The organism is Microbacterium sp. NPDC080005 (assembly GCF_040702445.1).
Taxonomy (GTDB): Bacteria; Actinomycetota; Actinomycetes; order Actinomycetales; family Microbacteriaceae; genus Microbacterium; species Microbacterium oleivorans_D.
In genome coordinates, this window is sequence record NZ_JBFBLD010000001.1 from 604,225 (window position 1) to 627,072 (window position 22,848).

Annotated in this window: 13 protein-coding genes; 2 read left to right on the forward strand and 11 right to left on the reverse strand. The window is 71.9% G+C overall.

Annotated elements, in window-relative coordinates; translation table 11 throughout:
• Nucleotides 1-19: 19 nt before the first annotated feature.
• Genes AB0259_RS02900 through AB0259_RS02930 form a run of 7 tightly spaced genes read right to left on the reverse strand, consistent with a single transcriptional unit; the run spans nt 20 to nt 14,741 of the window.
• A complete protein-coding gene (locus AB0259_RS02900) occupies nt 20-2,509 on the reverse strand; it encodes a transglutaminase domain-containing protein (RefSeq protein ID WP_366220734.1) in 2,490 nt (829 codons plus the stop codon).
• Nucleotides 2,506-3,855 carry a DUF58 domain-containing protein gene (locus AB0259_RS02905; protein WP_366220732.1) on the reverse strand — a complete coding sequence of 450 codons (1,350 nt, stop codon included), beginning with the start codon at nt 3,853-3,855 and terminating at the stop codon, nt 2,506-2,508. Before AB0259_RS02905 ends, AB0259_RS02900 begins: the two co-directional genes overlap by 4 nt.
• Nucleotides 3,852-4,844 carry a MoxR family ATPase gene (locus tag AB0259_RS02910; protein ID WP_366220730.1) on the reverse strand — a complete coding sequence of 331 codons (993 nt, stop codon included), beginning with the start codon at nt 4,842-4,844 and terminating at the stop codon, nt 3,852-3,854. Before AB0259_RS02910 ends, AB0259_RS02905 begins: the two co-directional genes overlap by 4 nt.
• 32 nt (nt 4,845-4,876) lie before the next feature.
• Nucleotides 4,877-10,855 (reverse strand): Ig-like domain-containing protein, encoded by a 5,979-nt coding sequence (locus AB0259_RS02915; RefSeq protein ID WP_366220728.1) that lies wholly within the window; start codon nt 10,853-10,855, stop codon nt 4,877-4,879.
• Complete coding sequence (locus AB0259_RS02920) at nt 10,856-11,998, reverse strand: serine/threonine-protein kinase (RefSeq protein ID WP_251579936.1); 1,143 nt, start codon at nt 11,996-11,998, stop codon at nt 10,856-10,858.
• A gap of 8 nt (nt 11,999-12,006) precedes the next feature.
• Nucleotides 12,007-13,110 carry an FHA domain-containing protein gene (locus AB0259_RS02925; RefSeq protein WP_366220726.1) on the reverse strand — a complete coding sequence of 368 codons (1,104 nt, stop codon included), beginning with the start codon at nt 13,108-13,110 and terminating at the stop codon, nt 12,007-12,009.
• Nucleotides 13,111-13,136: 26 nt separating this feature from the next.
• The gene (locus AB0259_RS02930; RefSeq protein ID WP_366220725.1) at nt 13,137-14,741 is read right to left on the reverse strand and encodes a phospholipid carrier-dependent glycosyltransferase; all 1,605 of its coding nucleotides are present in this window, start codon (nt 14,739-14,741) and stop codon (nt 13,137-13,139) included.
• A gap of 23 nt (nt 14,742-14,764) precedes the next feature.
• On the opposite strand from AB0259_RS02930, the gene rsmI reads away from it, so the two are divergent.
• Nucleotides 14,765-15,595 carry a 16S rRNA (cytidine(1402)-2'-O)-methyltransferase gene (gene rsmI / locus AB0259_RS02935; RefSeq protein WP_251579953.1) on the forward strand — a complete coding sequence of 277 codons (831 nt, stop codon included), beginning with the start codon at nt 14,765-14,767 and terminating at the stop codon, nt 15,593-15,595.
• On the opposite strand, the gene AB0259_RS02940 is transcribed toward rsmI, so the two are convergent.
• The 4 genes from AB0259_RS02940 to AB0259_RS02955 form a co-directional block, all read right to left on the reverse strand.
• A complete protein-coding gene (locus AB0259_RS02940; RefSeq protein ID WP_251579955.1) occupies nt 15,585-16,520 on the reverse strand; it encodes a sugar ABC transporter permease in 936 nt (311 codons plus the stop codon). The two genes, rsmI and AB0259_RS02940, sit on opposite strands and share 11 nt — an antisense overlap.
• Entirely contained in the window at nt 16,520-18,127 is a 1,608-nt protein-coding gene (locus AB0259_RS02945; RefSeq protein ID WP_366220722.1) for an ABC transporter permease subunit, read from the reverse strand. Before AB0259_RS02945 ends, AB0259_RS02940 begins: the two co-directional genes overlap by 1 nt.
• 67 nt (nt 18,128-18,194) lie before the next feature.
• Nucleotides 18,195-19,439: an extracellular solute-binding protein gene (locus tag AB0259_RS02950; RefSeq protein WP_251579959.1), complete on the reverse strand. Its 1,245-nt coding sequence runs from the start codon at nt 19,437-19,439 to the stop codon at nt 18,195-18,197.
• Between the two features lie 142 nt (nt 19,440-19,581).
• A complete protein-coding gene (locus AB0259_RS02955; protein WP_366220719.1) occupies nt 19,582-21,603 on the reverse strand; it encodes a beta-galactosidase in 2,022 nt (673 codons plus the stop codon).
• Nucleotides 21,604-21,788: 185 nt separating this feature from the next.
• Here AB0259_RS02955 and AB0259_RS02960 point away from each other — a divergent pair, with 185 nt between their 5' ends.
• On the forward strand, nt 21,789-22,802 hold the full coding sequence (locus tag AB0259_RS02960; protein ID WP_251579965.1) for a LacI family DNA-binding transcriptional regulator: 1,014 nt from the start codon (nt 21,789-21,791) through the stop codon (nt 22,800-22,802).
• Nucleotides 22,803-22,848 lie beyond the last annotated feature (46 nt).

The following is a 22,848-nucleotide window of genomic DNA, read 5'->3' on the forward strand; positions in this document are numbered from 1 at the left end:
CGATCCCGCACCGCACACCCTATCGGCGCCCCGCGCGTCGGCGCGGCAGCAGGGAGCGCAGCGACAGTCGCGCCCGCAGCCGCGCCCACCAGCCCTTCTCCGCGGCGAAGCGCGCGCGCTCGGCGGCCACGATCCGCCAGAACTCGTCGTTCTCGGCCGCGCTCGGTGGAGCGGCGTCGAAGGCGGACCGGTCCGCCCAGGTCGCCAGACGCACACCGGCCGCGTCCTCAGCGCCGCCGGCGAACAGGCGCGCCAGCTCCTGACGCGTCAGGTGCGCGGGCGCCGTGTAGCCGTGGTCGACCGCCGTGTCGACGTACTCCTCCCACCCGCCGGTGAACCGCGCCGCGACGTCGCCGCGCCGTCGGCCACGGCGGCGGAGGGCCTTGACGGTCAGGATCGTCACGAGGGGGCCGACGAGCACGACGAGCGCGAGGAGCGAGACGCCGCCGATCCGCAGCGCAGTCCACAGCGCCGTCAGATCGGCCTCCTGCGGGGTGGACTCGGGTTCGCTGCGCTCGCCGTCGGCGGGCGAGGCGTCGGCGGGGAGCACGGGCTCGGCCTCGTCCCGGCGCACCTGTGTCGGGTTCTCAGGGTCGCGGCGCTGCTCGAGGTCAGGGGAGGGGAAGCTCTCGTGTTGGGGGGTCACGTCGACGGGGACCCATCGCCCGGCCGCATTCGCCACCTCGATCCAGGCCGCGAGATCGCCGCCGCGGCAGACACCGTCCTCGCACACGGGCAGTCCCTCGGGGGAGGCGAGTCGGGTTCCGACCACGACGCGGGCGTCGAACCCGAGCTGGTCGGCGATGAGCATGGCCGCGACGGCGAACTGCTCGTCGTCGCCGACGGCGGCCACGAGGTCGGCGTCGGAGCCGTCCGGCGAGCTCGACTCACGCTCGATCAGCTGCGTGAAGAGCGCGCCGATGCGATCGGTGGAGTGGCCGGCGCGGGATGGCTGGAATCCCGCCTCCCCGAGGTCTCGCAACCAGGCCGGCGCATCGCCGCCCGGAAGGAGCAGCGCGTGGCTGAGATACCCCCGGCTCCGAAGTCGGTCGAGAAGCGTGTCGAGCGCCGCGCCGCCGGTTCCCGCGTTCTGCGTGTCCATCCACTCGATCAGCGAGGCGGGCACGACCTCGGCGGGCAGGGCGGGGCCGCTGCGTGACGGGGTGAGGGATGCCACCGGCTCGGCCTCCGCCGGAACCAACGCCACCAGGCGGTACGCGTCCCCGTCGGCGGGGGCCGGATCGGCGATGTCGATCGCGGCGCCCGTCGCGGCGTTGAGGAAGAAGCCGTCCGCGAGCTCGGCCGCCCGGGACCCCTCGAATGACACGGCGCGCAGGTCGCCGACCGTGGGCACCCAGATTCCCGTGCCCGCCTGGATGCGGACGGACACCGCGACCTCGCCGGGCGCGTCGGCATCGAGTCGGGACGGGACGCGGGTGAAGGCCGTCGCCGGATCGGTGAGACCGGCGTCCGGGGCGACCGCGCGCACAGTGCGTCCGTCGTAGAAGGGAAGCGTGGCGACGCGCACCCGGTCGACGCCCTGCGCGGGCGAGACCGTGAACAGCGCCTCGTCGTACCGGTCGTCGTCGAAGGACGCCCGGTACGCCGCGAGCGGGCTCGGCGCACGCTCGAGTTTGAGCACCGGCTCGACGACGCTGCGCGCCACCTCGCGCGGCCGGTCCGCCAGCGCCCATGGCCCCCACAGCGCGGCGACAGCGGTGGCGGCGATCACCATCCCCGTCGCGGTCGTCACACGTGCGGTGAGGCCACGGCGACGACCGCGCGGACCTCGCGCCACCCCCGAGGCCGCGGCCGCGGTGGCCAGTGCCCGCCGGCGATCGTGGTCGGACCGCCACACCACCGCGACGAGGGCGGCAAGGACGGCGCCGACTCCGACGAGGGTCTCGGGCTGGACGGCGAGGGTGCCCAGGCGCAGTGGAGCGGACAGGGCGCGCGCGCCGAAGGCGACTCCGAAGGCGGTGGGGAGGAGGGCGACGAGGACCGCGGGCATCCACCATCTCCTGGCTCGCCAGGCGATCGACAGTGCGGCGACGGTGCAGCCGACGAAGACGAGGAGAGCAGGAGCGAGGGTCGCCTGGTACGAACCCAGCGGGAGTTCGAGGGTGAGCAGGTCCTTCCAGCCGGTCACGGGGGCTGTCGCGACGTCCACCAGCGCGCGCAGGGCGGCGTCGGGGGAGGCCAGCGAGCCCGTGGCGGCGACCGGGACACCGATGGCGACGTAGACGGCGAGGGTGGCGAGGGCGACCCACCACGCCGACCAGCGCCACCGCGTGCCGAGGGCGGCGACGAGGTGACCGGCCGCGATCCCGGCGGTGAGCACGATGATCAGCGCAGTGCTGCGGTAGATCGGCCACGTGGCGACGGCGCCGACGGCGAGGACGAGATCGAGCACGAGCGCCTGGCCGAGCAGGAAGCCCGCACCCGACGGTGCCTGCGGGGGCCGACGAGCCGTCCGCCGAGCGCTCTGCTGCTCGATCGCGGCGCTCACGACTGGGCGCCCTTCGCGAGGAGGTGGCGGAGGTCTTCGAGCAGTCCGATGGAGACGACCGTCATGCTCCCGAGCCGCCGGATGCCCGGCTCCGCCGTCGGCGCGCAGACCAGGGCGACGACGGCCACCTCCGTCCCGAAGGCGAGCGCGGCGCTCTGCAGCTGCGACGGCGTGAGGGAGGATCCGCAGACGAGGAAGGCGATCGAGGCATCCGCGTGGCGCGCAGCCGAGAGGGACGCGACCTCGCGGAGGGGGCTCGGATTCACACCGCGGTCGATCCCGGCGAGGTCGTCGAGCAGGGTCCGTGTCGAGATCGTCGTGAGCGTGCGGAAGGTCCGCATCCGACCGCGGGCGAACTCCGGGATCTCGGCACCGGCGACGACATCGACGTCGCGTCCGTCGCGGATGCCGCGCACCCCGATGGACGCGGCGGCGCTGACCGCGAGCTCGAACTCGTCGTCGTCGGCGAACTCGTCCTGTCCGCGCGCCAGCACCAGGATCATGCGGGAGCGGCGGGTCTCCTCGTATTGGCGCACCATCATCGCGCCGGTCTTGGCGGTCGACTTCCAGTGCACCTGACGGGGGGAGTCGCCCGGGACATAGGGGCGGAGCGCGTGGAACGAGAAGTCGGCGTCGACGATCGTCCGGGACGGGCTGCCCTCGAGATCGCGGATGAGGCCGCTGGCGGTGCTCCGCAGCGGCGTCGTCACGGGGTGCACGTACAGCGTGTGGGTCTCCTGCCACGTCGCCTCGCGGGTGAGGATGCCGAGAGGATCTCCTCGGACCGTGCGGGCGGGACCGACGGTCACGATGCCGCGCCGCCGTGCGGGGATGGCGACCGTCTCGGCGATCTCGTGCCGTGGCCGCAGGAGCGGGACGTGGACGTCCACGAGGCCGTCGCCCACCGGGAGGTCGACCCGTCCGGGCAGCGCCGTACGGCGTCCGATGTTCGTGACGACGAGTCGCCCCTCGACGGTGGTCCCCGCGACGACACGGTCGTGCGCGAGGCGCAATGCGACCTCGTACGCGCGGGCGCCGAACAGGAACGGGACCGACAGCAGGAGCAGGACCCCCGCCGCCGCGCCCGCGACGGCGCACTCGAGGAGGCCGAAGGTCACGCCCCCCACGAGGCCGACTGCCGCGACCGCGACGACGACCCAGCCCGCGGGCGACACCGTGTCGGCCACGGAGCGCACGATGCCGGTGACCGCTCCCCGCAGCCGGCGCCATCCCTGCAGACCGCGGACGGCGAGCACCGTGGTGCTCCGCTCGGCCGCGAAGCCCGTGCGGATATGCCCGGTCGCCGCCGACGTCCGGGTGAGGCGCGACTCGGTGGAAGAGCTCACACGTTCTCTCGCTGACCGCGCTCCGCGGTGCGCTCCTGCTGCGTGGGGGGCACGACGTCGAGCAGGACCTGACCGACGACCGCCTCCGCCGTGACGCCGTCGAACTCCGCCTCGGGATCGAGGATCAGTCGGTGTGCCAGCACAGGGACGGCCAGCGCCTTCACGTCGTCAGGAGTCACATAGGTACGCCGGTGCGCGAGCGCCCAGGTGCGGGCGGCCTTCGTCAATGCGAGTGCTCCGCGCACGCTGACACCCAGGCGCACCTCCCGTGCCAGGCGGGTCGCCTCGACGATGCGGGCGATGTAGTCGAGCACGAGCGGGCCCAGGTGAGCGCCGCGCGCGATGTCGGCCATGCTCACGACCCCCTGCGGGGTGATGACGGGGCCGACCTCGCGCGGGCCGTCGCTGGAGCCGTCGAGGATGCGGATCGTGGCCGCACGGTCGGGGTAGCCGAGCGATGTCTTCATCAGGAAGCGGTCCAGCTGAGCCTCGGGCAGGCGGTAGGTGCCGGCCTGCTCGACCGGATTCTGGGTGGCCACGACCAGGAAGGGGACACCCACGCCGCGCGTGATGCCGTCGACGGTGACGTGACCCTCCTCCATGACCTCCAGGAGAGCGGACTGGGTCTTCGGCGACGCGCGGTTGATCTCGTCCGCCAGCACGACGTTCGCGAAGATCGGACCCTGATGGAACTCGAACTCACCGCGCCGCTGGTCGTAGACGGTGATGCCGGTGACGTCGCCCGGCAGGAGATCGGGCGTGAACTGGATGCGGGAGCTCGTCCCCTGGACCGAACGGCCCATCGCACGAGCGAGCGAGGTCTTGCCGGTGCCGGGGTAGTCCTCCAGGAGCAGGTGCCCCTCGGAGACCATCGCCGTGAACGCGAGCTCGATGACGTGCCGCTTGCCGAGCACCACCTGTTCGACGTTGTCCACGAGCTTGGTGAAGGTGTCGGCGAACCAGGCGCCCTGCTCCGGGGTGATCGTCATGGTGGTCCTCTCAGATCGCTCGGCGGGGAGGGTCATGGTCCCTCTGCGCCGGGCGGCGTGGTCTCGGTCGGGTCCGGATCATCTGTGGGGTCCGGATCCGGGGCGGGGGGAGGCTCGGTCGGCGGCGGGATCTGCTCGCAGTCGACGCCGACGGTCACCGGATCGAGCTCGCGGAGCGCGCCGGTCCATCCGATCGTGTACTCCACTCGCTGCACTCCGGATGCACCCTCGGTGACATCCTTGCGGACGGATGCCACATCGGTGCCGATCCCACTCGGGAACCAGTCGGGAGCCGCCTCGTCGGAGCGGCACGACGGCAGGTCGTTCGTCGAGACGAACACGGGCCAGTCGGCGCTCCCGCGGGCGGGGACGATCGGGGTCGGATCGGAGCACTCGACCTCGATGCCCACGAAGGTGTCGCACCACTGGGCGCTCCACTGATCGTCCGGCTCGTTGACGCGGGGGGCGAAGTCGTCGACCACCTGGCCGTTCCGGAGGTATCGCAGCCGCGCATCGTCGAAGGGCGGTCGTCCTGGATCGCTGTGCGCGCTCGCCGCGTAGGTGAACCCGGATCCCTGGTCCCCGGTCGGTGCGGCGGACACGGTGTACGTGAGTCGAGCCGGTGCGCTGACGCTCCCCGTGGGACGGGCGGTGATCTCGCCGGCCGTGACGCCGAAGCCGTCTCGTCCCTGATAGGTGCTCGTGACGCAGACGTAGACGGTCTTCGAGCGGAAGGCCTCGGCGGCGAACGTCCGGCGGGACTCGCGGGTGTCGGGCGTGCACTGCGCCGCGGACTGCTCGCTGTACCCGAACAGCGGCTCGGTGCCTTCGCTCTCCGCCGTGACCTGCACCGAGACGGTCATGGAGTCGGAGGTGGTCGACTGCGACAGCGACACGCTCGGCGCACCCACGCCGTGGGCCTGCAGCTCGAGCGAGCGCCCCTCGCTCGAGCCGCCTGCGACCCGCGGCAGCTCGAACTCCGTGAGCGGTGTCGCCGTGAGGCTCTTCGCATCGTTGGCCCCGACGAGATAGCCGGTGAAGACAGCCACCCCGTTCCGCACCGGTTGCGTCGCGCTGCCCGCGACCCCTCCGGCGAGGCGGACGCTGCCGGTCGTGTCGTCGAGACCGGTCACCGTGACGGTGGCACGTCCGCCGTCGCGCCCGTTCGGCACCGGCTCGAAGCTCGCGCCCGTCGGTCGGGAGGGTGGCCGGTAGGCCCACGCCTCGGTGCGGGCGGTGCCACGGGAGGCGCCGACCCCGTTCACCGCGCGCGCCTCGTACACGCGCTGCTCGCCGACGGGGGCGGAGATCGGTTCGCATCTGCCCGACGCGGGGCACGAGGCGACCTCGCGGCCGTTCAGCGTGATGCGGTAGCCCTCGACAGCGGGGTAGGAGGCGGTGTCCGACGTGACCCGGAGCGACACCGAGTCATCCGTGTAGGCCGTCCACTCCAGCCGCGTCGGGTCGGCGGGCAGCCCTCGCAGGTCGAGGATCACCGAGCCGTTGCGGTCCCCACTGGACTGGCGGCCCTGGGCGTCCTCGACGACGAACGTCCCCGCGCAGCGCGCGGCACCCTCGGCATCCGATCGCCAACTGGCGCGCACCGCGCGATCGCCCGCCGGCGCGAAGCTGACCCCCGCACAGGTGCCCGAGCTCGCAGCGGCCACGACCCGGAGCGGGGTGCCGGGCAGAGGGTTGACCTCGCCGTCGGCGCCGATCACCTCGATCGTGCAGGAGGAGCTGCCGTCGGATTGCGAGCAGGTCTGCACCGCCGACCCTCCGCGCGGGAGGGCGGACGGCGACGGCCCGACGGTGAGGACGAGCCCCGCGGGACTCGCATCGGGGTGGCTCGGGAGGGAGATCCTCACCTGCTCCTCGCGGCCGGGACGCGCCTCGTCGAGAGCCGTCACCGCGACGAGGGCACCGTCCGCGGCCACCTCGAACTGGTCACCGGAGTAGTCGACGTCGAAGACGAGTGCGTCCTCGTCGGCGACACCGGCCCAGCGCACCATCCGCGTCAGGTCGTAGGTCTGCGTCTGCCCGGGACGGACGCCGAGCGAGGCGCTGCGCAACGACGGCTGCGGGATCTCCGCCTCGACCTCGACGGGAAGCGTCAGGTAGGTCGGCTGCTGCTGCCCGGCGACCCGTGCGGCGACGATGCAGGAGTCCGACCACGGGGCGCCGCGCCCGGCGGTGTAGCGCACCACAGTGCCCGACACGACGCGGCATGACGCATCGGCGCGGGCACCGCCGGCCTTGGCGCCGTCGCGGTCCACGACCAGGACGGCGTCGTCCGGCAGGGCGACGAGATCCGCGACGTCCGCATCGACGCTCTCACCCTCGCGCACGCGGAGCGGGTCGAGGCCCGCACGGAGGGCGACGCGCACGTCGTCGGTGCCCGGGACGCGCAGGAACCCGTAGGTCGTCACGTCGGTGCCGTCGTAGGCCGTCCCGCTCACGGCGAAGGGGATGAGCCGCGTGCGCTCGGGGAGCGGACCCGAGATCCGCCAGCCCGACACGCGGAGGTCGCTCGGGTCGCCCCACAGGCGCAGGCTCAGGCCGGCCGGATCGCCTGCGGTCCACGACACGCGGCCGCTGAGGACGTCCACTCCGCCCGTGAACCCGTCCCGGTCCTCGATCGAGAGCACCGTGTCGGCGATGACGGGATGATCGGGGACGGGATCGCGCACGACCTTCACCACGAGGAGCCCGATCGCGGTGTCGCCGTCCGCGTTGGAGACCTCGTACGTGTAGGAGAAGGTCCCGAGCGCGGTGCCGGCGACGACGGTGACCGCGCCGTCGTCGGCCACGGTGATGCGGTCGGCCAGTGCCGCGTATTCGGGACCGTCCTCCGGAGCGTTCGGTGTGACGCCGGTGAGTTCGAGGGGGCTGTCGAACGGATCGACGTCGTTGTCGGTGGGCCGCACCACGACCGTGCTGTCCGTGCCCGCCTGCACCTGGACGTAGTCGCTGAAGGTGACGGGGCTCGGGTCGCTCTGTCGGGCGGTCACCCCGACGCGCACCTCGGCGATGCCCGTGCGACCCCGGGCATCCTTCACCCGGTATTCGAACCGCACTTGGCCGGTCGCACCCTCGCGGCTCGTGTAGACGATCGACTGACCGTCCGCGGAGATCGTCGCCGACCCGTCGGCGGGCTGGGTGGTGATGGCGTCGAGGGACACATCGTCGCCGTCGGGATCGACGCCGTATCTGTCGAAGCCGATCGTGACCGACTGGCCCGCGACCACGCGACCGACGAGCGCGCGGGGGACCGGATCGCGGTTCTCGTCGCCCCCGGTGACGGTGACCGTGACGCGGGCGGTGTCGACGATGTCGGGGAATCCGAGCCGGTAGACCGTGTACGTCAGGGCGTAGGTGCCCGCCTCGCGCGGCGCCAGGTACCGCAGCATCCGCCCCGAGGCGAAGGCGAGACCGCCGCCGGTCTCGTTCACGATCGACGACGGGTCGATCGCGATGAGGGCGCCCGCGGGTGCGTGGTCGTTGTCGAGGACGGGGATGTCGACCTGAGTCCCGCCGCGTACGGTGACCGTGTCGTCGACGGCGGTCGGCCGCTCCGCCGATCCGGTCGGCAGCAGGATGACGGTGACCTCGCCCTCCGCGAGGGGTGCTGAGCCCTCGCGGCCGTCGGTGAGCCGGTAGCGCACGACACCGAGACGGCCCGGTTCGCCGTCGTCGGTCGTCCCGCTGACCCGGAGGAGGCTCTGCCCGACGAGGTCGACGGCGAGAGAGGCCGTCGGATCGCTGTCGGGTCGGATGTCCTCGAGCAGCAGGACGACACCGGCCGGGTTCGAGGCCGCCGAGGCGACGTCGATCGTCGTGTCCTCACCCGGGCGCACGAAGGCGGTCAGAGGGGGTGTGGTCACGACCGCGTCGGCGGGATCGCGGACCGTGATGCGGGCGATGGCGGATGCCTCACCGACCCCGTCGCGCACGGAGTACTGCACGACGTACGAGCCGGCCTCCCGGGCGTCGAAGGTCATGCGCAGCGTCGCGGGGTTCGGCGTGACCGTCGTCCGCTCCGTGTCGAGGGCGACGAGGGAGCCGATGGTGAGTGCGCCGGCCGCGCCGGTGACGTGAGGCGCCAGGTCGATGTCGAGCGGCTCGCCGACGACCCCTGTCGCCGCGAAGGACTCGGCGTGGAGATCGGGTGAGGGGGTGACCCGTACCGTGACCGCCTGGGCCGCTGTCGCGCCGCGCGCGTCGGAGACGACGACCGAGACCGGGATGCTCGCAGCCTCCGTCGCGTTCGGATCCGGGTGCCGGTACGTGAACTCGCCCTCCGGCGAGGTGGTCGCGGTGCCGACCGAGGGCGCCCCGTCGATCCCGGCGAGGTACACGGGGTCGCCGTCGGGGTCGACCCAGCCGCGCAGCAGGTCGGCCGAGACGGTGCCGCCGGGGGCGACGGACAGCGCGGGCCACGTGGCGAGGCATCCATCGACTCCGCACCAGACCGGCGCCGCGTTGTCCTCCTCGGGCACGACGCGCAGGGTCACGGTCGCGTACTCGGAGAGCCGTCCGCCGGTGGACGTGCCGTCGGTGACGCGATAGCGGAAGGTCGTCGTCCCGGTCGCCTCCGGGGCGACGCTGAAGGAGATCTGCTGCTCCGCGCTCGTGACCGAGGCGGTGCCGAAAGCGCTGTCGACGCCCTCGATCCCGCCGACGTCGATGCTCAGGACGTCCTCGTTGGGGTCGTGGTCGTTCAGGAGCACGGGGAGGAGGGCGACCGATCCCGCCCGCACACCGAAGTCGTCGTCGACGGCGACGGGCGGCTTCGGGTCGAGGACGCGCTCGACCGGATCGTCGTTCTGCGGCGCGGCCTCGCTGGTGTCCTCGACCCGCCACTGCTGCGACGACGGGATGAGCGCACCGTCGGGGACGCGCCACACCCAGCCCGACGCCCGATCGTTCAGCGCCATCCGCGAGCCGTTGCCGATGAACACGGGATCGACCGCGTCGCCGATGTCGGCGCCCGCGTAGTCCAACGACGTCGTCTCGGACGGCCGGCTGCTCGACCAGAGCGTGCCCGCTCCCGCGCCGTCGCCGAGCCACGCTGCGTGGACGGTTCCGCCCGACGCCACGGGGACGGCGGGCGTCCCGAGACCGGGGGAGTCGAGGACCCGCTCTGCATCTCCCGCATCGAGCGGGATCCGCGTGATGCCGCCGGGGTCGGCGATCACGACGCCGGTCCCGCCCGTCGCGGCCCGCTGGAGGACGGCACCGCTGACCGGCTCCGACGCGACGACGTCGTCCCGATCCTCGACTACGACGTCGCCGGTCGCGACGTCGTAGAGCACCCAGCGGCCGCCGACGGCGCTCAGCTGCGCGTCGACGGGTGAGATGGGCGTCGGGTCTTGGGAGAGGATGCGGCCGGTCGCCGCGTCGGCGCGCACGATGACGCTCTCAGCCGCCGAATAGGCGTACGCGACACCGTCGGCGTCGACCGCGACGGCGGATGCCGCGAAGCTCGGTGCCTGTTCTCCCGGGGCGCGTTCGACCTCGGCATACGGGTCGATCGGCGATGCCGCCCCGTCGCCGGACAGTGTCGCACCGAAGACACCGCCGCCTTCGGTGCGGTAGACGATCGCGTCGCCGGCGGAGACGATCTCGATGGTGCCGGCCGGAGTCGGCGACGAGGCGTCCTCGTCGTCCCCGGTGAGGTCGGCGGGCTGGGCGAGGTCGACGTCGGAGAAGGCCGACCCGCCCTCGCTGAACACGAACAGACGGTCGGCGGTCTGGGCGACCTGTGTCGCATTGACCACCTGCTTGACCGTGTCGACCTCGCGGAGATCGAGGTTCACGCGGGCGTAGCCGCTTCCGGCTCCGGTCTGAAGCGCCCAGACGGTCGGGTCCTCGACGGGCGTCTGCTGCGCGTCGTAGCCCGGCCAGACGACGGCGAGCGTCCCGACCACCGCGACGATCGCGGCGACGGCACCGGCGCCGATCCAGGTCGAACGGCGGACGGGAGGGCGGTCGTCGTGCGGGCGCGCCATTCAGCCGGCTCCGCCGAGGAGGAAGAACGTCGTCGCGGCGCCCGCACCGGCGAGCACGACGCCGCCGACGACCATCGCGATCACGGTGCCCCGCCGCATCCGCTCGGCCGGCTCGGCACCCGCCAGCACCGTGCCCTCGTCGGGCCGCCGCGGCGGCGTCCGACGCCGGCGTTCCGGGCGCGCCGTGGCGCGGGTGACGGAGGAGCGGACGGGCCCGCGCGGGCGGTCGTCGCCGAAGTCCACGTGGGCTCCCGCCGAGGCCCACTCGTCGACGGCCACCTCCAGCGGGGTGTGCGGCAGTCCCATGCGGTGCTGGACGAGCTGCAGGTCGTGCGCGAGAGCGGCGGCTGAGGGGTGGCGCGCGGCAGGGTCGCGGCTGAGCGCGCGCGCCAGCACGGCGTCGAGTTCCGGCGGCACGTCCGCGCGACCGACGGGGGTGTAGACCGCCTTCCGGATGCGCGCCTTCAACTGGTCGCGCGTGTTCTGTCCGCGTCCGGGACGCTCGAACGGGCTGCGTCCCGCCAGCAGGGAGTAGACCGTGGCGCCCAGGCTCCACACCTCGGCCGCGATGGACCCCGAGACCCGCTCGTCGACGATCTCGGGCGCCGACCACGGCACCGACATGGCGAAGACCTCCTCGGCCTCGGGCCTGCCGTCGACGGCGGCGGCGATGCCGAAGTCGGACAGCACGGGCGACCCGAATGCCGTCACCAGGATGTTCGAGGGTTTGATGTCCCGGTGGAGCAGACCGGCGCGATGCGCGGTCTCGAGCGCTGAGCCGATCTTGACTCCGAGCTGCAGGACCTCGGACACCGGGATCTCCTCGCGACGGTACCGGTGGGTCAGCGAGGTCGGGCAGTACTCCATGACGAGGTACGGTCTGCCGTCGGCCGAGACGGACGCCTCGTGGATCGTGAGGATCGAGGGGTGCGCGCTCAGACGCGCCATGACGTCGGCCTCAGCGTTGAACATCCGCAGCACGTTCTCATCGACGACGTCCTCCAGCAGGACCTTCACCGCGACGGGCCGTCGCGGCAGGTTCTGCTCGAACAGGAAGACGTCCGCGAATCCGCCGGCGCCCAACGGTCGGACGTAGGTGAAGCCCGAGATCCCGGGCGGTGTCGAGGGGAGTCTGCTGGACACGCGGCCCGTCATCCCGCCGTCAGCGGCCCGGCGGTGTCGAACACGGCGGTCACACCGTCACCCAGGTCGAGTTCGGTTCCGAGGGGCACGCGTGAGGCCGCACCGCCGCGCAGGAGCGCCGCTGCGCCGGTCGGCGGACGCACGATCGTGCCGTTCGTCGAGTCGAGGTCTCGCACCACCAGGGTGTCGCCGTCGAGGACGGCCTCGAGGTGCGTCCCCGAGATCTCCTTGCGCGGCGACGGTACCGGCTCGATGCGGGCCCCCGGGTGGCGCGCGGGCCGCGGGCTGCGGCCGAGGACGACGGGGCGGTCGAGCGGCACCGTGCGGCCACCGGGCAGGCGCAGGGCGTAGCCCGTCGGGGCGGATCCGCGCCGCGAGGCGTACAGCGTCCGGTCGTCGGGTGCCTCCGTCGCTGCGGCGTCCTCGCGGAGGAAATCGGGGAGCTCGAGCTCCTCGTCGTCCCCGAACGGACGCGCGAACAGACTGCGGTCGACCGAGATGGTCTGCAGGACGTCGATCTCCTCGCCGCGGACCGGGGCGGGCGCGGGAGGCGACACGGGCGGCGTCACCGTCGGGATCGCGACGGTCACGGGCGCCGCGGTCCCCGGGGGCGCATCGCCCTCGGCGGCCGGCGTGACGTCCGCCGAGGGCTCGCGCCCGGTGGGGAAGGGACGTCCCCACGACAGTTCGTCGGCGCGCGTCACGCCGAGCCCGAGGGGCAGGAGGTCGCCGCCGGCGGGTTCTGCTCCGAGGGCCAGACGGATGCCGACGGCGCCCGCCAGCGCCGTCTCGATCCACGTCCGCGCATCGGCGCCGGAGACCCGCGTGCGGTCGGAGGTCTCGACGACCGCACGGCCGCGCACGGCGACGCGCACGGCATCGGATCCGTCGTCGGGGAATTCGGCCACGGCGAAGTCGGGGAGGTCATGGATCCCGCCGGCGACGAGGACGCTCAGCACGTCCTCGAGCACGGCGGTCTCGGCCGCGGCGGCGTTCCACAACCGGGCGATCACGCCCTCACCCACGCCGGAGCCGAGCAGGATCGCGAAGCGGTCGCCGGCGATGGCGTACCCGGCCTCGGCGGCGAGCGTCGGGGTGGGATAGCGGAACACGCCCCCAGCCTACTGACGGGTCGTCCTCAGACCCATCCCGTCAGCCAGTTGTGCAGCCAGTAGAACTCCCACGGCACCCGGATCGCCGACCAGAGCGGGTACCAGAACGCGGAGACGGCGAGGATCACTCCGAGGATCACGAGTACCGTGCGGCGCCCGGCCGCTCGACGGTGGGGGTCGGCGTGCCGGGAGCCCGCGATCGCCCGCAGCGCGAACGTCAGCGCGAGGATCAGGAAGGGGAGGATCAGCACGGTGTAGAACTGGAAGATCGTCCGGCTCGGGTAGAACAGCCACGGCACGTAGGTTGCGGCGACGCCCGCGAGGACGACGGCGGCGCGCCAGTCCCGCGTGCGCACCCCGTGGACGGCGAGCCACAGCACGGCGAGGACACCGAGCCACCAGAGCAGCGGGTTCGGCATGGAGTAGAGGATCTCGATGCAGCCGCGCGCGCTCGCGCAGCCGCCCACGCCGTCGGCCGTGCTGTTCGCGTACATCGACGTCGGCCGCAGCAGGAGCGGCCATTGCCAGGCGGGGCTCGCGTAGGGGTGGGACGAGGTGATCTCCGCCGTCGCCGTGTAGATCGTCTGGTGGTAGTGCCACAGGTTCTGCAGGGGCAGCGGCACCCATGACCAGAATCCGCGCGCGGGGTCCGCATCGACGGAGTGTCGCTCGTAGCCGCCGTCGGTGGTGAGCCACGTGGTCCAGGCGGCGAGGTAGACGAGGACCGCCACCGGCACGAGGAGCACGAAGGATGCGACGCCCTGGCGCACGGCATCCGCCGGCCAGAAGTGGATGCCGAGGCGTCGCCGCGCGAGAGCGTCGCTGACCACCGTGTAGAGCCCGAGGGCGGCGAGCACCCAGGCGCCCGACCACTTCACCCCGCACGCCGCCCCGCCGGCGATCCCCGCGGCCACCAGCCACGGGCGTCCCCAGAGCACCGGTCCCCACCAGGCGGCGCGACCGGCCGCATCCCGTCTGAGCATCGCCTCGGCCAGACGGTCGAGATGACGACGGCGGTCGATGAGGAAGAACCAGACCGACAGGAGCACGAAGAACGTGAGGAGGACGTCGAGGATCGCCACCCGGCTCATCACGATGGCGAGACCGTCGATCGCCATCAGACCTGCGGCGACCGAGCTGAAGAGCACCGATCGGGTCAGCTGCCACGCGATCAGATAGAGGACGAGGACCGCCAGCGTCCCCGCCAGGGCGACGGCGACGCGCCATCCGAACGAGGAGGTCGGGCCGAACAGGGCCATCCCCGCCCCGATGAGGAGCTTGCCGAGGGGTGGATGCACGACGAAGCTCGGCGCGTCCGTGTAGATGTCCGTCTCGCCGTCGGTGAACCGGGCGTCGGCGTCCTCGGGCCAGGTGGACGCGTAGCCCAGGTTCCACTGACTCCAGGCATCCTTCACGTAGTACGTCTCGTCGAAGACGATGGCGTGGGGGTGCCCGAGGTTCCAGAACCGCAGGATGCCGGCGAGCAGTGTGATCGCCAGCGGCGCGATCCAGGCGAGACGGCGACCGAGCACCGCGTCGACGGCGAGGCGCCGCCGCGCGGTGTCGAGACGGGCGCTCAGGGGCTGCCGCGCGGGGACCGCGGGCAGCAGCGGTTCCGCGGTCGAGCTCACGGCGACCAGCCTATGCTGGGGCGGTGCTGATCCTCGCCGCGACCCCGATCGGAAATCTGGGTGACGCGACCGGGCGGCTGCGCACCGCACTCGAGCAGGCGACCGTCGTCGCCGCCGAGGACACCCGCACCACGCAGCGGCTGCTGCAGGCACTCGGGATCGACAATCGGCCGCGTCTGATCGCCCTGCACGACCACAACGAGAAGCAGCGCGCCGCGGAGCTCGTCGCGCTCGCCGCGAGCGAGGACGTGCTGCTGCTCAGCGACGCGGGGATGCCGACGGTCAGCGACCCCGGCTACGCGGTCGTCGCCGCCGCCGTGGAGCAGGGCGTCGACGTCACGGCGCTGCCCGGTCCGAGCGCGGTCATCACGGCGCTGGCCCTGGCGGGGCTGCCGACCGACCGGTTCACCTTCGAGGGATTCGCGCCGCGCAAAGCGGGGGAGCGCCGGGCGGTGTTCGGCGCGCTCGCGTCCGAGGCGCGCACGATGGTCTTCTTCGAGGCGCCGTCTCGCCTGGCCGACACCCTCACGGCGATGGAACAGGCTTTCGGGTCCGGGCGTCGCGCGGCGGTCTGCCGCGAGCTGACGAAGCTCCACGAGGAGGTCGTGCGCGCTCCGCTGGGGGAGCTCGCGGAGTGGGCTCGGCAGGGCGTGCGCGGCGAGATCGTCGTCGTCGTCGAGGGCGCGAGCGTCCGAGCGGTGAGCGAGGATGACGCGCTCGCGCAGGTGCAGGCGCTCGTCGCGTCGGGGATGCGGTTGAAGGATGCCGCCGGCGAGGTCTCGCGGGAGACCGGACTCCCCTCGCGAGACCTCTACCGTGCCGCGGTCGCGGCGAAGAAGCCGCTCAGCCCTTGACGGAGCCCGCGGTCAGACCTCCCACGATGTAGCGCTGCAGCGACAGGAACAGCGCCAGCACCGGCACCGAGGCGAGGATCGCCCCCGCGGCGAAGAGTCCCCAGTTGCTCGCGAGCTGGTTCGACACCCACTGGAACATCCCGACCGCGAGCGTCCAGTTGTCCTCCGAGACGAGCACGATCTTGGCGATGATGTAGTCGCCGAAGGCCGCGATGAACGCGAGCAGGCCGACGACGGCGAGGATCGGCGTCACGAGCGGCATGATGAGTCGCCAGAAGATCTGCGCGTGGGTCGCGCCGTCGATCTTCGCCGACTCGTCGATCTCCATCGGGATCGTGTTGAAGAACCCGTACATGAGGAAGGTGTTCACCCCGAGCGCACCGCCGAGGTAGACGCAGATGAGCGCGATCTTGGAGTTCAGCCCGAGCGCCGGGAACACCTCGCCGAGGGTGAGCAGCATGAGGAAGATCGCGACGAAGGCGAGCGCCTGCGGGAACATCTGCACGATGAGCAGCGCCGTGAGGCTCACGCGTCGACCCGCGAAACGGAACCGCGAGAACGCGTAGGCGGCCGCCGCCCCCATGAGGACGGCTCCCGCGGCCGATGCGCCGCCGACCAGCAGGGTGTTGCCGTACCAGGCCCAGTAGCTCGTGCCGCCGAGGGCGGTGTAGTTGCCGATGTCGACGACGGAGAAGAGGGCATTCGCCGCCGACAGGGTCCCGTTCGGATTGAACGACGCCGACAACACGTAGACGAGCGGGAACATCGCGTAGAAGAGGATGCCGGCGGCGACGAGGTACTTCCAGCCGACCTCCAGCACCCAGCGCTTGCGCTGCGCGGGGCGCAGCGTCGCCGGACGAGCGGGGCGGGCGGATCCGGTCGTGATCGTCGCGGTGTTCGCGGCGGCGGGGGAGGGAGCGGACATCACTGGTACTCCTCGAGCTTCTTGGTCTGACGGAAGGCGATCGCCGACACGACGCCGACGACGAGGAACACGAGGATCGACAGGGCGCTCGCGAGGCCATAGTCGGCCGCGCCGCCGGAGACACCCGAGATGTCGTAGATCGCGGAGATGAGGATGTCGGTGTATCCGAGTGCGTACGGTGCGCCGGGGATCGCCGGCCCGCCGTTGTTGAACATGTAGATGATCGTGAAGTTGTTGAAGCTGAACGCGAAGGACGAGATCAGCAGCGGCGCCGTCGAGACGAGCACGAGCGGCAGGATGATCGCGCGCAGCTGACGGAACCGGCCCGCCCCGTCGATCGAGGCCGCTTCCAGCGCATCCTGCGGAAGTGCCTGCAGGGCGCCCGTGCAGACGAGGAAGTAGTACGGGTAGGTCAGCCAGACGTTCACGAAGAGGACGGCCCCTCGTGCGAGCCACGGGTCGCCGAGCCAGTCGATGTTCGCGCCGCCGAAGAAGAACTCGTTGATGACACCGAACTCCGCGTTGAACATGCCGCGGAACAGCAGTGCCGACATGAAGGCCGGGAACGCGTAGGGGAGGATGAACAGCGTCCGCAGGACCTTGCGTCCCCGCACGCGGGGATCGTTGAAGATCAGGGCGAACACGAGACCCATCGCGAAGGGGATGAGGACCGAGAGGACGGCCCACGCGAAGGTCCAGCCCGTCACGAGACCGAGGGGTTCGAGGATCGCCGGGTTCGTGAACAGTTCGACGAAGTTCGCGAAGCCGACGTTGACGACCCAGCCGGTCGGGAGGGCGGTTCCGTCGTCGGCGACGAAGTTGCCGGTGGGGGTCGCGTGGTAGACGAGGCCCGTCGCGCTGTCGGTGATGGTCTGCGTCTCGGCATCCCACGTCATCGTCGACAGGTAGACCGCGCCGCTCGACCCGTCGCGCGTGCGGATCGATCCCTCGTTGGGGTCGTCGGACACCGGCACGCGCAGGTCGATGACCGCCTGCTGCGTCGCCTGGTCGCCGATGATCTGGTTGCGCGGGACGACGTTCCAGCCCGGCACCTGGGTGGCAGCGCCGGATGCCGGGGCGGGGCCGACCGCGCTCAGCGGGTCGTCGGCGGATCCCGCCAGGACCTGGCCGTCCTCGACGACGGCGAAGCCGAGCTCGCCGCCGCGCTCGACGACGGTGAGAGGAAGGGTCGGAGCGCCTTCGACACGGCGCTCGCCCTGCGCGAGCGAGGAGGTGACGGCCTGCTCCTGCGAGCCGATGTGGCCCGCGCCGTAGTTCGTGAAGGCGATGTAGCCGGTGTACAGGAAGATGAAGACCTGGAAGACCAGGAGGAACGACAGTCCCGGGAGCAGGTACTTCAGGGGCAGCGCCCGCTTCGTGAAGTACACGACGTCGGCGGCGAGCAGCAGCGCGACGGCGACGCCGAAGACGATCCAGGACTCCGCCTGGAATGCGGCGACGATGCCGAGCAGTCCGACCGCGTTCACGAGGCCCATGAGGACCAGCTTGACCAGGAACCCCCAGCCGGGCCCGGACCAGCGTCTGGCGTGCGACTCGGCCGGCGCGGGCGCCTCTTCCGGCAGGGTGGGGCTCTGCAGAGCCGTCATGTCGTCTCCCTCTCGAGGAAAATGGTGCCCGGGGGCGGGGGCGATGCGCCCCGCCCCCGGACGACTGTCAGCCGATCGTCGCCTCGAGGTCGGAGACCATCTTGGTCCACGTCCCCGCCGGGTCGGCGCCCTTGATGATCTGCACCTGGGCGGCGTTCCAGAGGTCCCAGACCGAGCCCATCTGCGGGATGTTCGGCATCGGCACACCGTTCTGCGACGACGCGACGAAGCCGGCGATCACGGGGTCGGAGGAGACCTCCTCGGCGAGCTCGGACCACGCCGGGATGCGCGGGTCGGCCTCGTACAGAGCCTTCTGCGCGTCGTAGGTGGCGAGGTACTTCGTCAGGAACTCCTGCGCGACGAGCGCGTTCTTGCTCTCCGAGGAGATGTAGAAGCCCTGCACGCCCACGAACGGCGAAGCCGTCTCGCCGCCGGCGGACGGGATCGGGTTGACCTTGATGTTCGCGCCCTGCGCCGTGAGCGTCTCGACGGCCCAGGGGCCCTGGATCGTGTACGCGGCCTTGCCGGAGGCGAAGAGCTCGTTGTTGGTGTCGTAGTCGATCGTGGTCGAGATCTCGCCCGAGCCCTTCTCGCCGTGCTCGCCGAGCCAGGTCGCGAACGCAGTGCCGGCGTCGCCGCCCATGCCGACCTCGCTCGTGTACGAGCCGGAGTCGTCCTGGACGAAGACCGGCGCACCGAACGACGTCTGCAGGCCGTACATCGTGTAGGCGTCACCGGTCTGGCCCGCCGTGTTGATGACGAACGGCCGCTCCGCGCCGGACTCGGTGCCCGCGGCGATCATGTCGTCGAACGTCGCCGGTGCGTCCTCGCCGACGAGATCCGTGTTCTGGATGAGCGCGATCGTCTCGAGCGAGTACGGCAGCGCGTAGGTCTGACCGTCGTAGGTGAACGCGTCGGTGGCCACCTTCTCGAAGTCGGATGCCGACTCGCCCAGGTCGACCGTCGAGACGACACCGGCCTGGACGAGGCTGCCGAGCCAGTCGTGCGCGCCGATCGTGATGTCCGGGCCCTCGCCGGTGGGCACCTGGTTGGTGAAGTCGTTGCGGATGTCCTCGAAGTTCTTCTGGACGAGCTCGATCTTCGCGCCGGTCTCGTCCTCGAACGTCTTCGCGGCCGCCTCGATCGCCGGCTTGCGGTTCTCGTCGGTCCAGACGGTGAGGGTGACGCCGCTGGCATCGATCGGAGCCTCGGACTCCGCCGGGGCGGGGGTCGTGCCGGTGCCGCTCGCGCAGCCGGCGAGCAGGAGGGAGCCCGCCGCCAGTGCGGCGAGGCCGATACCCATCTTGCGCATGGATCTTCCTTCCGGATGTGGTCGGTCCGGCGGCCTCTGGCGAGGTCGCGCCGTCACGACCGGGGTGTGATCGTCGTGGCCGGGTGGCCACGACGGCTTCTCTCTCAGTGCGGTCGACGGTGTCCCGTCGTGGGGCGATCGGTCATCGATCGCCCCGTGGAGCTGTGTGCGCCACACGGACGACGGCGACGTCGCCCCCGGGGAGCACCAGCGTGTCCCGGACATCGGCCTGCGTGAGCAGATCCGTGCCGGAGGTCGTGAGCGACACCTCGTCGGTGCCGTGGTTGATCGCCACGAGGTAGTCCGCCGCGTCACCGCGCCGGAGGATCGTCTCGACGCCGTCGGGCGTCGGCGGCAGGTCGATGCCGGCGTCCGCGTAGACCTCGCGCATGATCGCGCGCAGGCCCTCGGCATCCGGTCGCGTGCTGATGTACCAGCCGACACCTCCACCGTGCACGTTCCGCGTGACGGCGGGCCGCCCCTCGGCGGGACCGTCGGTGTACACGGCGCGCACATCGGCGCCCGTCACCACGAGGTCCTCCTGCCAGACGTCGGCGGCGAAGCGCTCGTCGCCGAGTGCGATCCCTGCAACGTCCCCCTGTCGCAAGGGCAGGTGCTCCTCGACGCGGACTCCGAGCGCGTCCTGCAGCGGCGCGCCGTACCCACCGGGGTGGACGGCGTCGTTCTCGTCGACGACCGCCGAGAAGAAGGACACGACGAGCGTGCCGCCGCGCGCGACGTAGGCCGTGAGGTTCGCGGCATCCGCTGCGGACAGCAGGTACTGCGACGGGACCACGACGAGGCGGTAGGGCGAGAGGTCGTGGCCGGGGAGGGCGAAGTCGACCGTGATGTCGTCGCGCCAGAGTCGCTCGTAGAAGGCGCGGATGCGCTCGTCGTGGCTGACGTCCTCGGAGGGGCGCCACTCGAGGTCCTGCGCCCAGAAGGACTCGAAGTCCCACAGGACCGCGACCTCGGCCTCGACGCGTGATCCCTGCACCTCGGAGAGCCGGCCGAGCTTCGCGCCGAGGTCGACGACCTCGCGGAAGACGCGCGATGCGGTGCCCGCGTGGGGGAGCATCGCGGAGTGGAACTTCTCCGCGCCCGACCGTCCCGCCCGCCACTGGAAGAAGAGGATGCCGTCGGCCCCGCGTCCGAAGTGGCTGAGGGAGTTGCGCGCCATCTCGCCGGGGCGCTTCGCGACGTTCCGCGGCTGCCAGTTGACGGCCGAGGTCGAGTGCTCCATGAGGATCCAGGGCTTCCCGCCCCCGACCGACCGCGAGAGGTCCGCGGCGATCGCGAGTCCGATCTCGCCCTCCTCGTCGGCCGCCCACAGGTAGTGGTCGTCCGAGACCACGTCGACCTCGTCGGCCCAGGCCCAGAGGTCGACGCCGTGGTGCTGGTTCGCCATGAAGTTCGTCGTGATGGGCTGGGACGCGTGCGCGCGGATCGCGGCCTTCTCGATGCGGAAGCACTCGCGGAGCATGGCGTCGGTGAACCGCGCCCAGTCGAGCTTCTGCGCCGGGTTGATCGTCGAGGGGGCCGCGGCGGGGGCCCCGACGTGGTCCCACTCCTCGTAGTGCTGTCCCCAGAAAGCCGTTCCCCAGGCGGCGTTGAGGCCCGCGATCGAGCCGTACTTCTCCTCGAGCCAGCGCCTCCAGGCGCGGACCGCGTGAGGCGAGAAGTCCTCGCCCACGGGGACGCCGTACTCGTTGTGGATGTGCCACAGGACGACGGCGGGGTGGTCGCCGTACCGCTCGGCGAGGGCGCCGGCGATGCGGGCGATCGCGGCGCGGTACTCGGGCGCCGAGTGCGACACCATGCCGCGGGCGCCGAAGCCCATCGATACGCCGTCCTTGGTCACGGCGCGGGCGTCGGGATACTGCGCGAAGAACCAGGCCGGGGGAGAGGCCGTGGGCGTGCCGAGGTCGACGGCGATGCCGTTCGCGTGGAGCAGGGCGATGACGTCGTCGAGCCAGCCGAAGTCGAACTCGCCCTCACGGACCTCGAGGAGGCCCCACGAGAAGATCCCGATGCTGACGAGGTTCACCCCCGCCTCGCGCATCAGACGCACGTCCTCGTCCCAGACCTCGCGCGGCCACTGCTCCGGGTTGTAGTCACCGCCGTAGGCGATGCCCTCCAGTCGCGGCCAAGCGGGGCTCGTCATGCTCCGGTGCCATCCTCATCGATCGGGCGGTGTCGCGGTGCCGCGCCCTGGAGAGGGCTGGGACCGGTAACAGGTTCGATCGGAGTCTATTGCGGATGCCGTGCGTCACCCGGCTCCTGTTATCGAACTGTGACCGGTCCCAGACCGCGTCGGGGCCTGTGCCGAGTCGGGTATAGAGTCAGCGCGTGGTCCTCCCCTCCGAGCGCAGACGTCCCACCATCCGGGACGTCGCAGAGGTCGCCGGCGTCTCCCATGGCACCGTCTCGCGCGTGATCAACGGCGGTCGGTGGGTGTCGGAAGCCTCCCGCGTCGCCGTCGAGGCGGCGATCCAGGCGACCGGCTACACCGTCAGCCACGCCGCGCGTGCGCTGGCGACCGGCCGGGCGAACTCGGTCGCGTTCCTCCTCACCGAGCCGCAGCACCTGCTGTTCGCCGATCCCACGTTCGCGCTCCTGCTGCGCGGGGCGACCGAGGCGCTCGCGGCTCGCGACACGACGCTGGTCCTCCTCATCGCCGAGCACCCCTCGCAGTACGCGAACATCGAGCGCTACGTCCGGGCCGGTCACGTCGACGGCGTCCTGCTCATCTCGTCCCACGAGTCCAATCCGCTGCTGGCCGCCCTCACCGGTGCAGGGGTGCCCACCGTGTGCACCGGCGTCCCGCTCGGCGACCGCGCGCACGTGCCCACGGTCTCCGTCGACGAGGAGGGCTCCGCGCGGGAGATGACCCGACATCTGCTCGACCGCGGCTACCAGCGCATCGCGATCATCACCGGTCCCGACGACACCCCGGGCGGGCGGTACCGCCTCATCGGGTTCCGCGACGAGATGGGCGACCGCTTCGACCCCGCGCTCGTCGAGCAGGACGTCTATTCCAGCGAGGCGGGCGAGGCGGCGATGACCCGCCTGCTCCAGCGGGCGCCCGACATCGACGCCGTGTTCGCGGCATCCGACATCATGGCGGTCGGAGCGATCGCCGCGCTCCGCCGCGCGGGTCGTCGCGTCCCCGAGGACGTCGCGGTGGCGGGATTCGACGACTCCGGCCTCGCCGCGACGACCGATCCGCCCCTCACGACCATGCGACAGCCGTGGTCGGAGATCTCGCGACGGATGGTGGAGGTCCTGCTCGAGGTCATCGACGGCGGCCCGGGAGAGTCGATCGTGCTCCCCACGACACTCGTCCCGCGCGCGAGCGCCTGAGCCGTCATGAACGGCGTCGCCCGCGCCGTCGCCCGTAGAATCTCCT

Excerpts from the sequence above, each read along its gene's own strand:
- AB0259_RS02910 (WP_366220730.1), bottom strand. The coding sequence starts at position 4,844 with ATGACGATCACCCCGGAGCAGGGCGCCTGGTTCGCCGACACCTTCACC.
- AB0259_RS02915 (WP_366220728.1), bottom strand. The coding sequence starts at position 10,855 with ATGGCGCGCCCGCACGACGACCGCCCTCCCGTCCGCCGTTCGACCTGG.
- AB0259_RS02940 (WP_251579955.1), bottom strand. The coding sequence starts at position 16,520 with ATGTCCGCTCCCTCCCCCGCCGCCGCGAACACCGCGACGATCACGACC.
- AB0259_RS02945 (WP_366220722.1), bottom strand. The coding sequence starts at position 18,127 with ATGACGGCTCTGCAGAGCCCCACCCTGCCGGAAGAGGCGCCCGCGCCG.
- AB0259_RS02950 (WP_251579959.1), bottom strand. The coding sequence starts at position 19,439 with ATGCGCAAGATGGGTATCGGCCTCGCCGCACTGGCGGCGGGCTCCCTC.
- AB0259_RS02955 (WP_366220719.1), bottom strand. The coding sequence starts at position 21,603 with ATGACGAGCCCCGCTTGGCCGCGACTGGAGGGCATCGCCTACGGCGGT.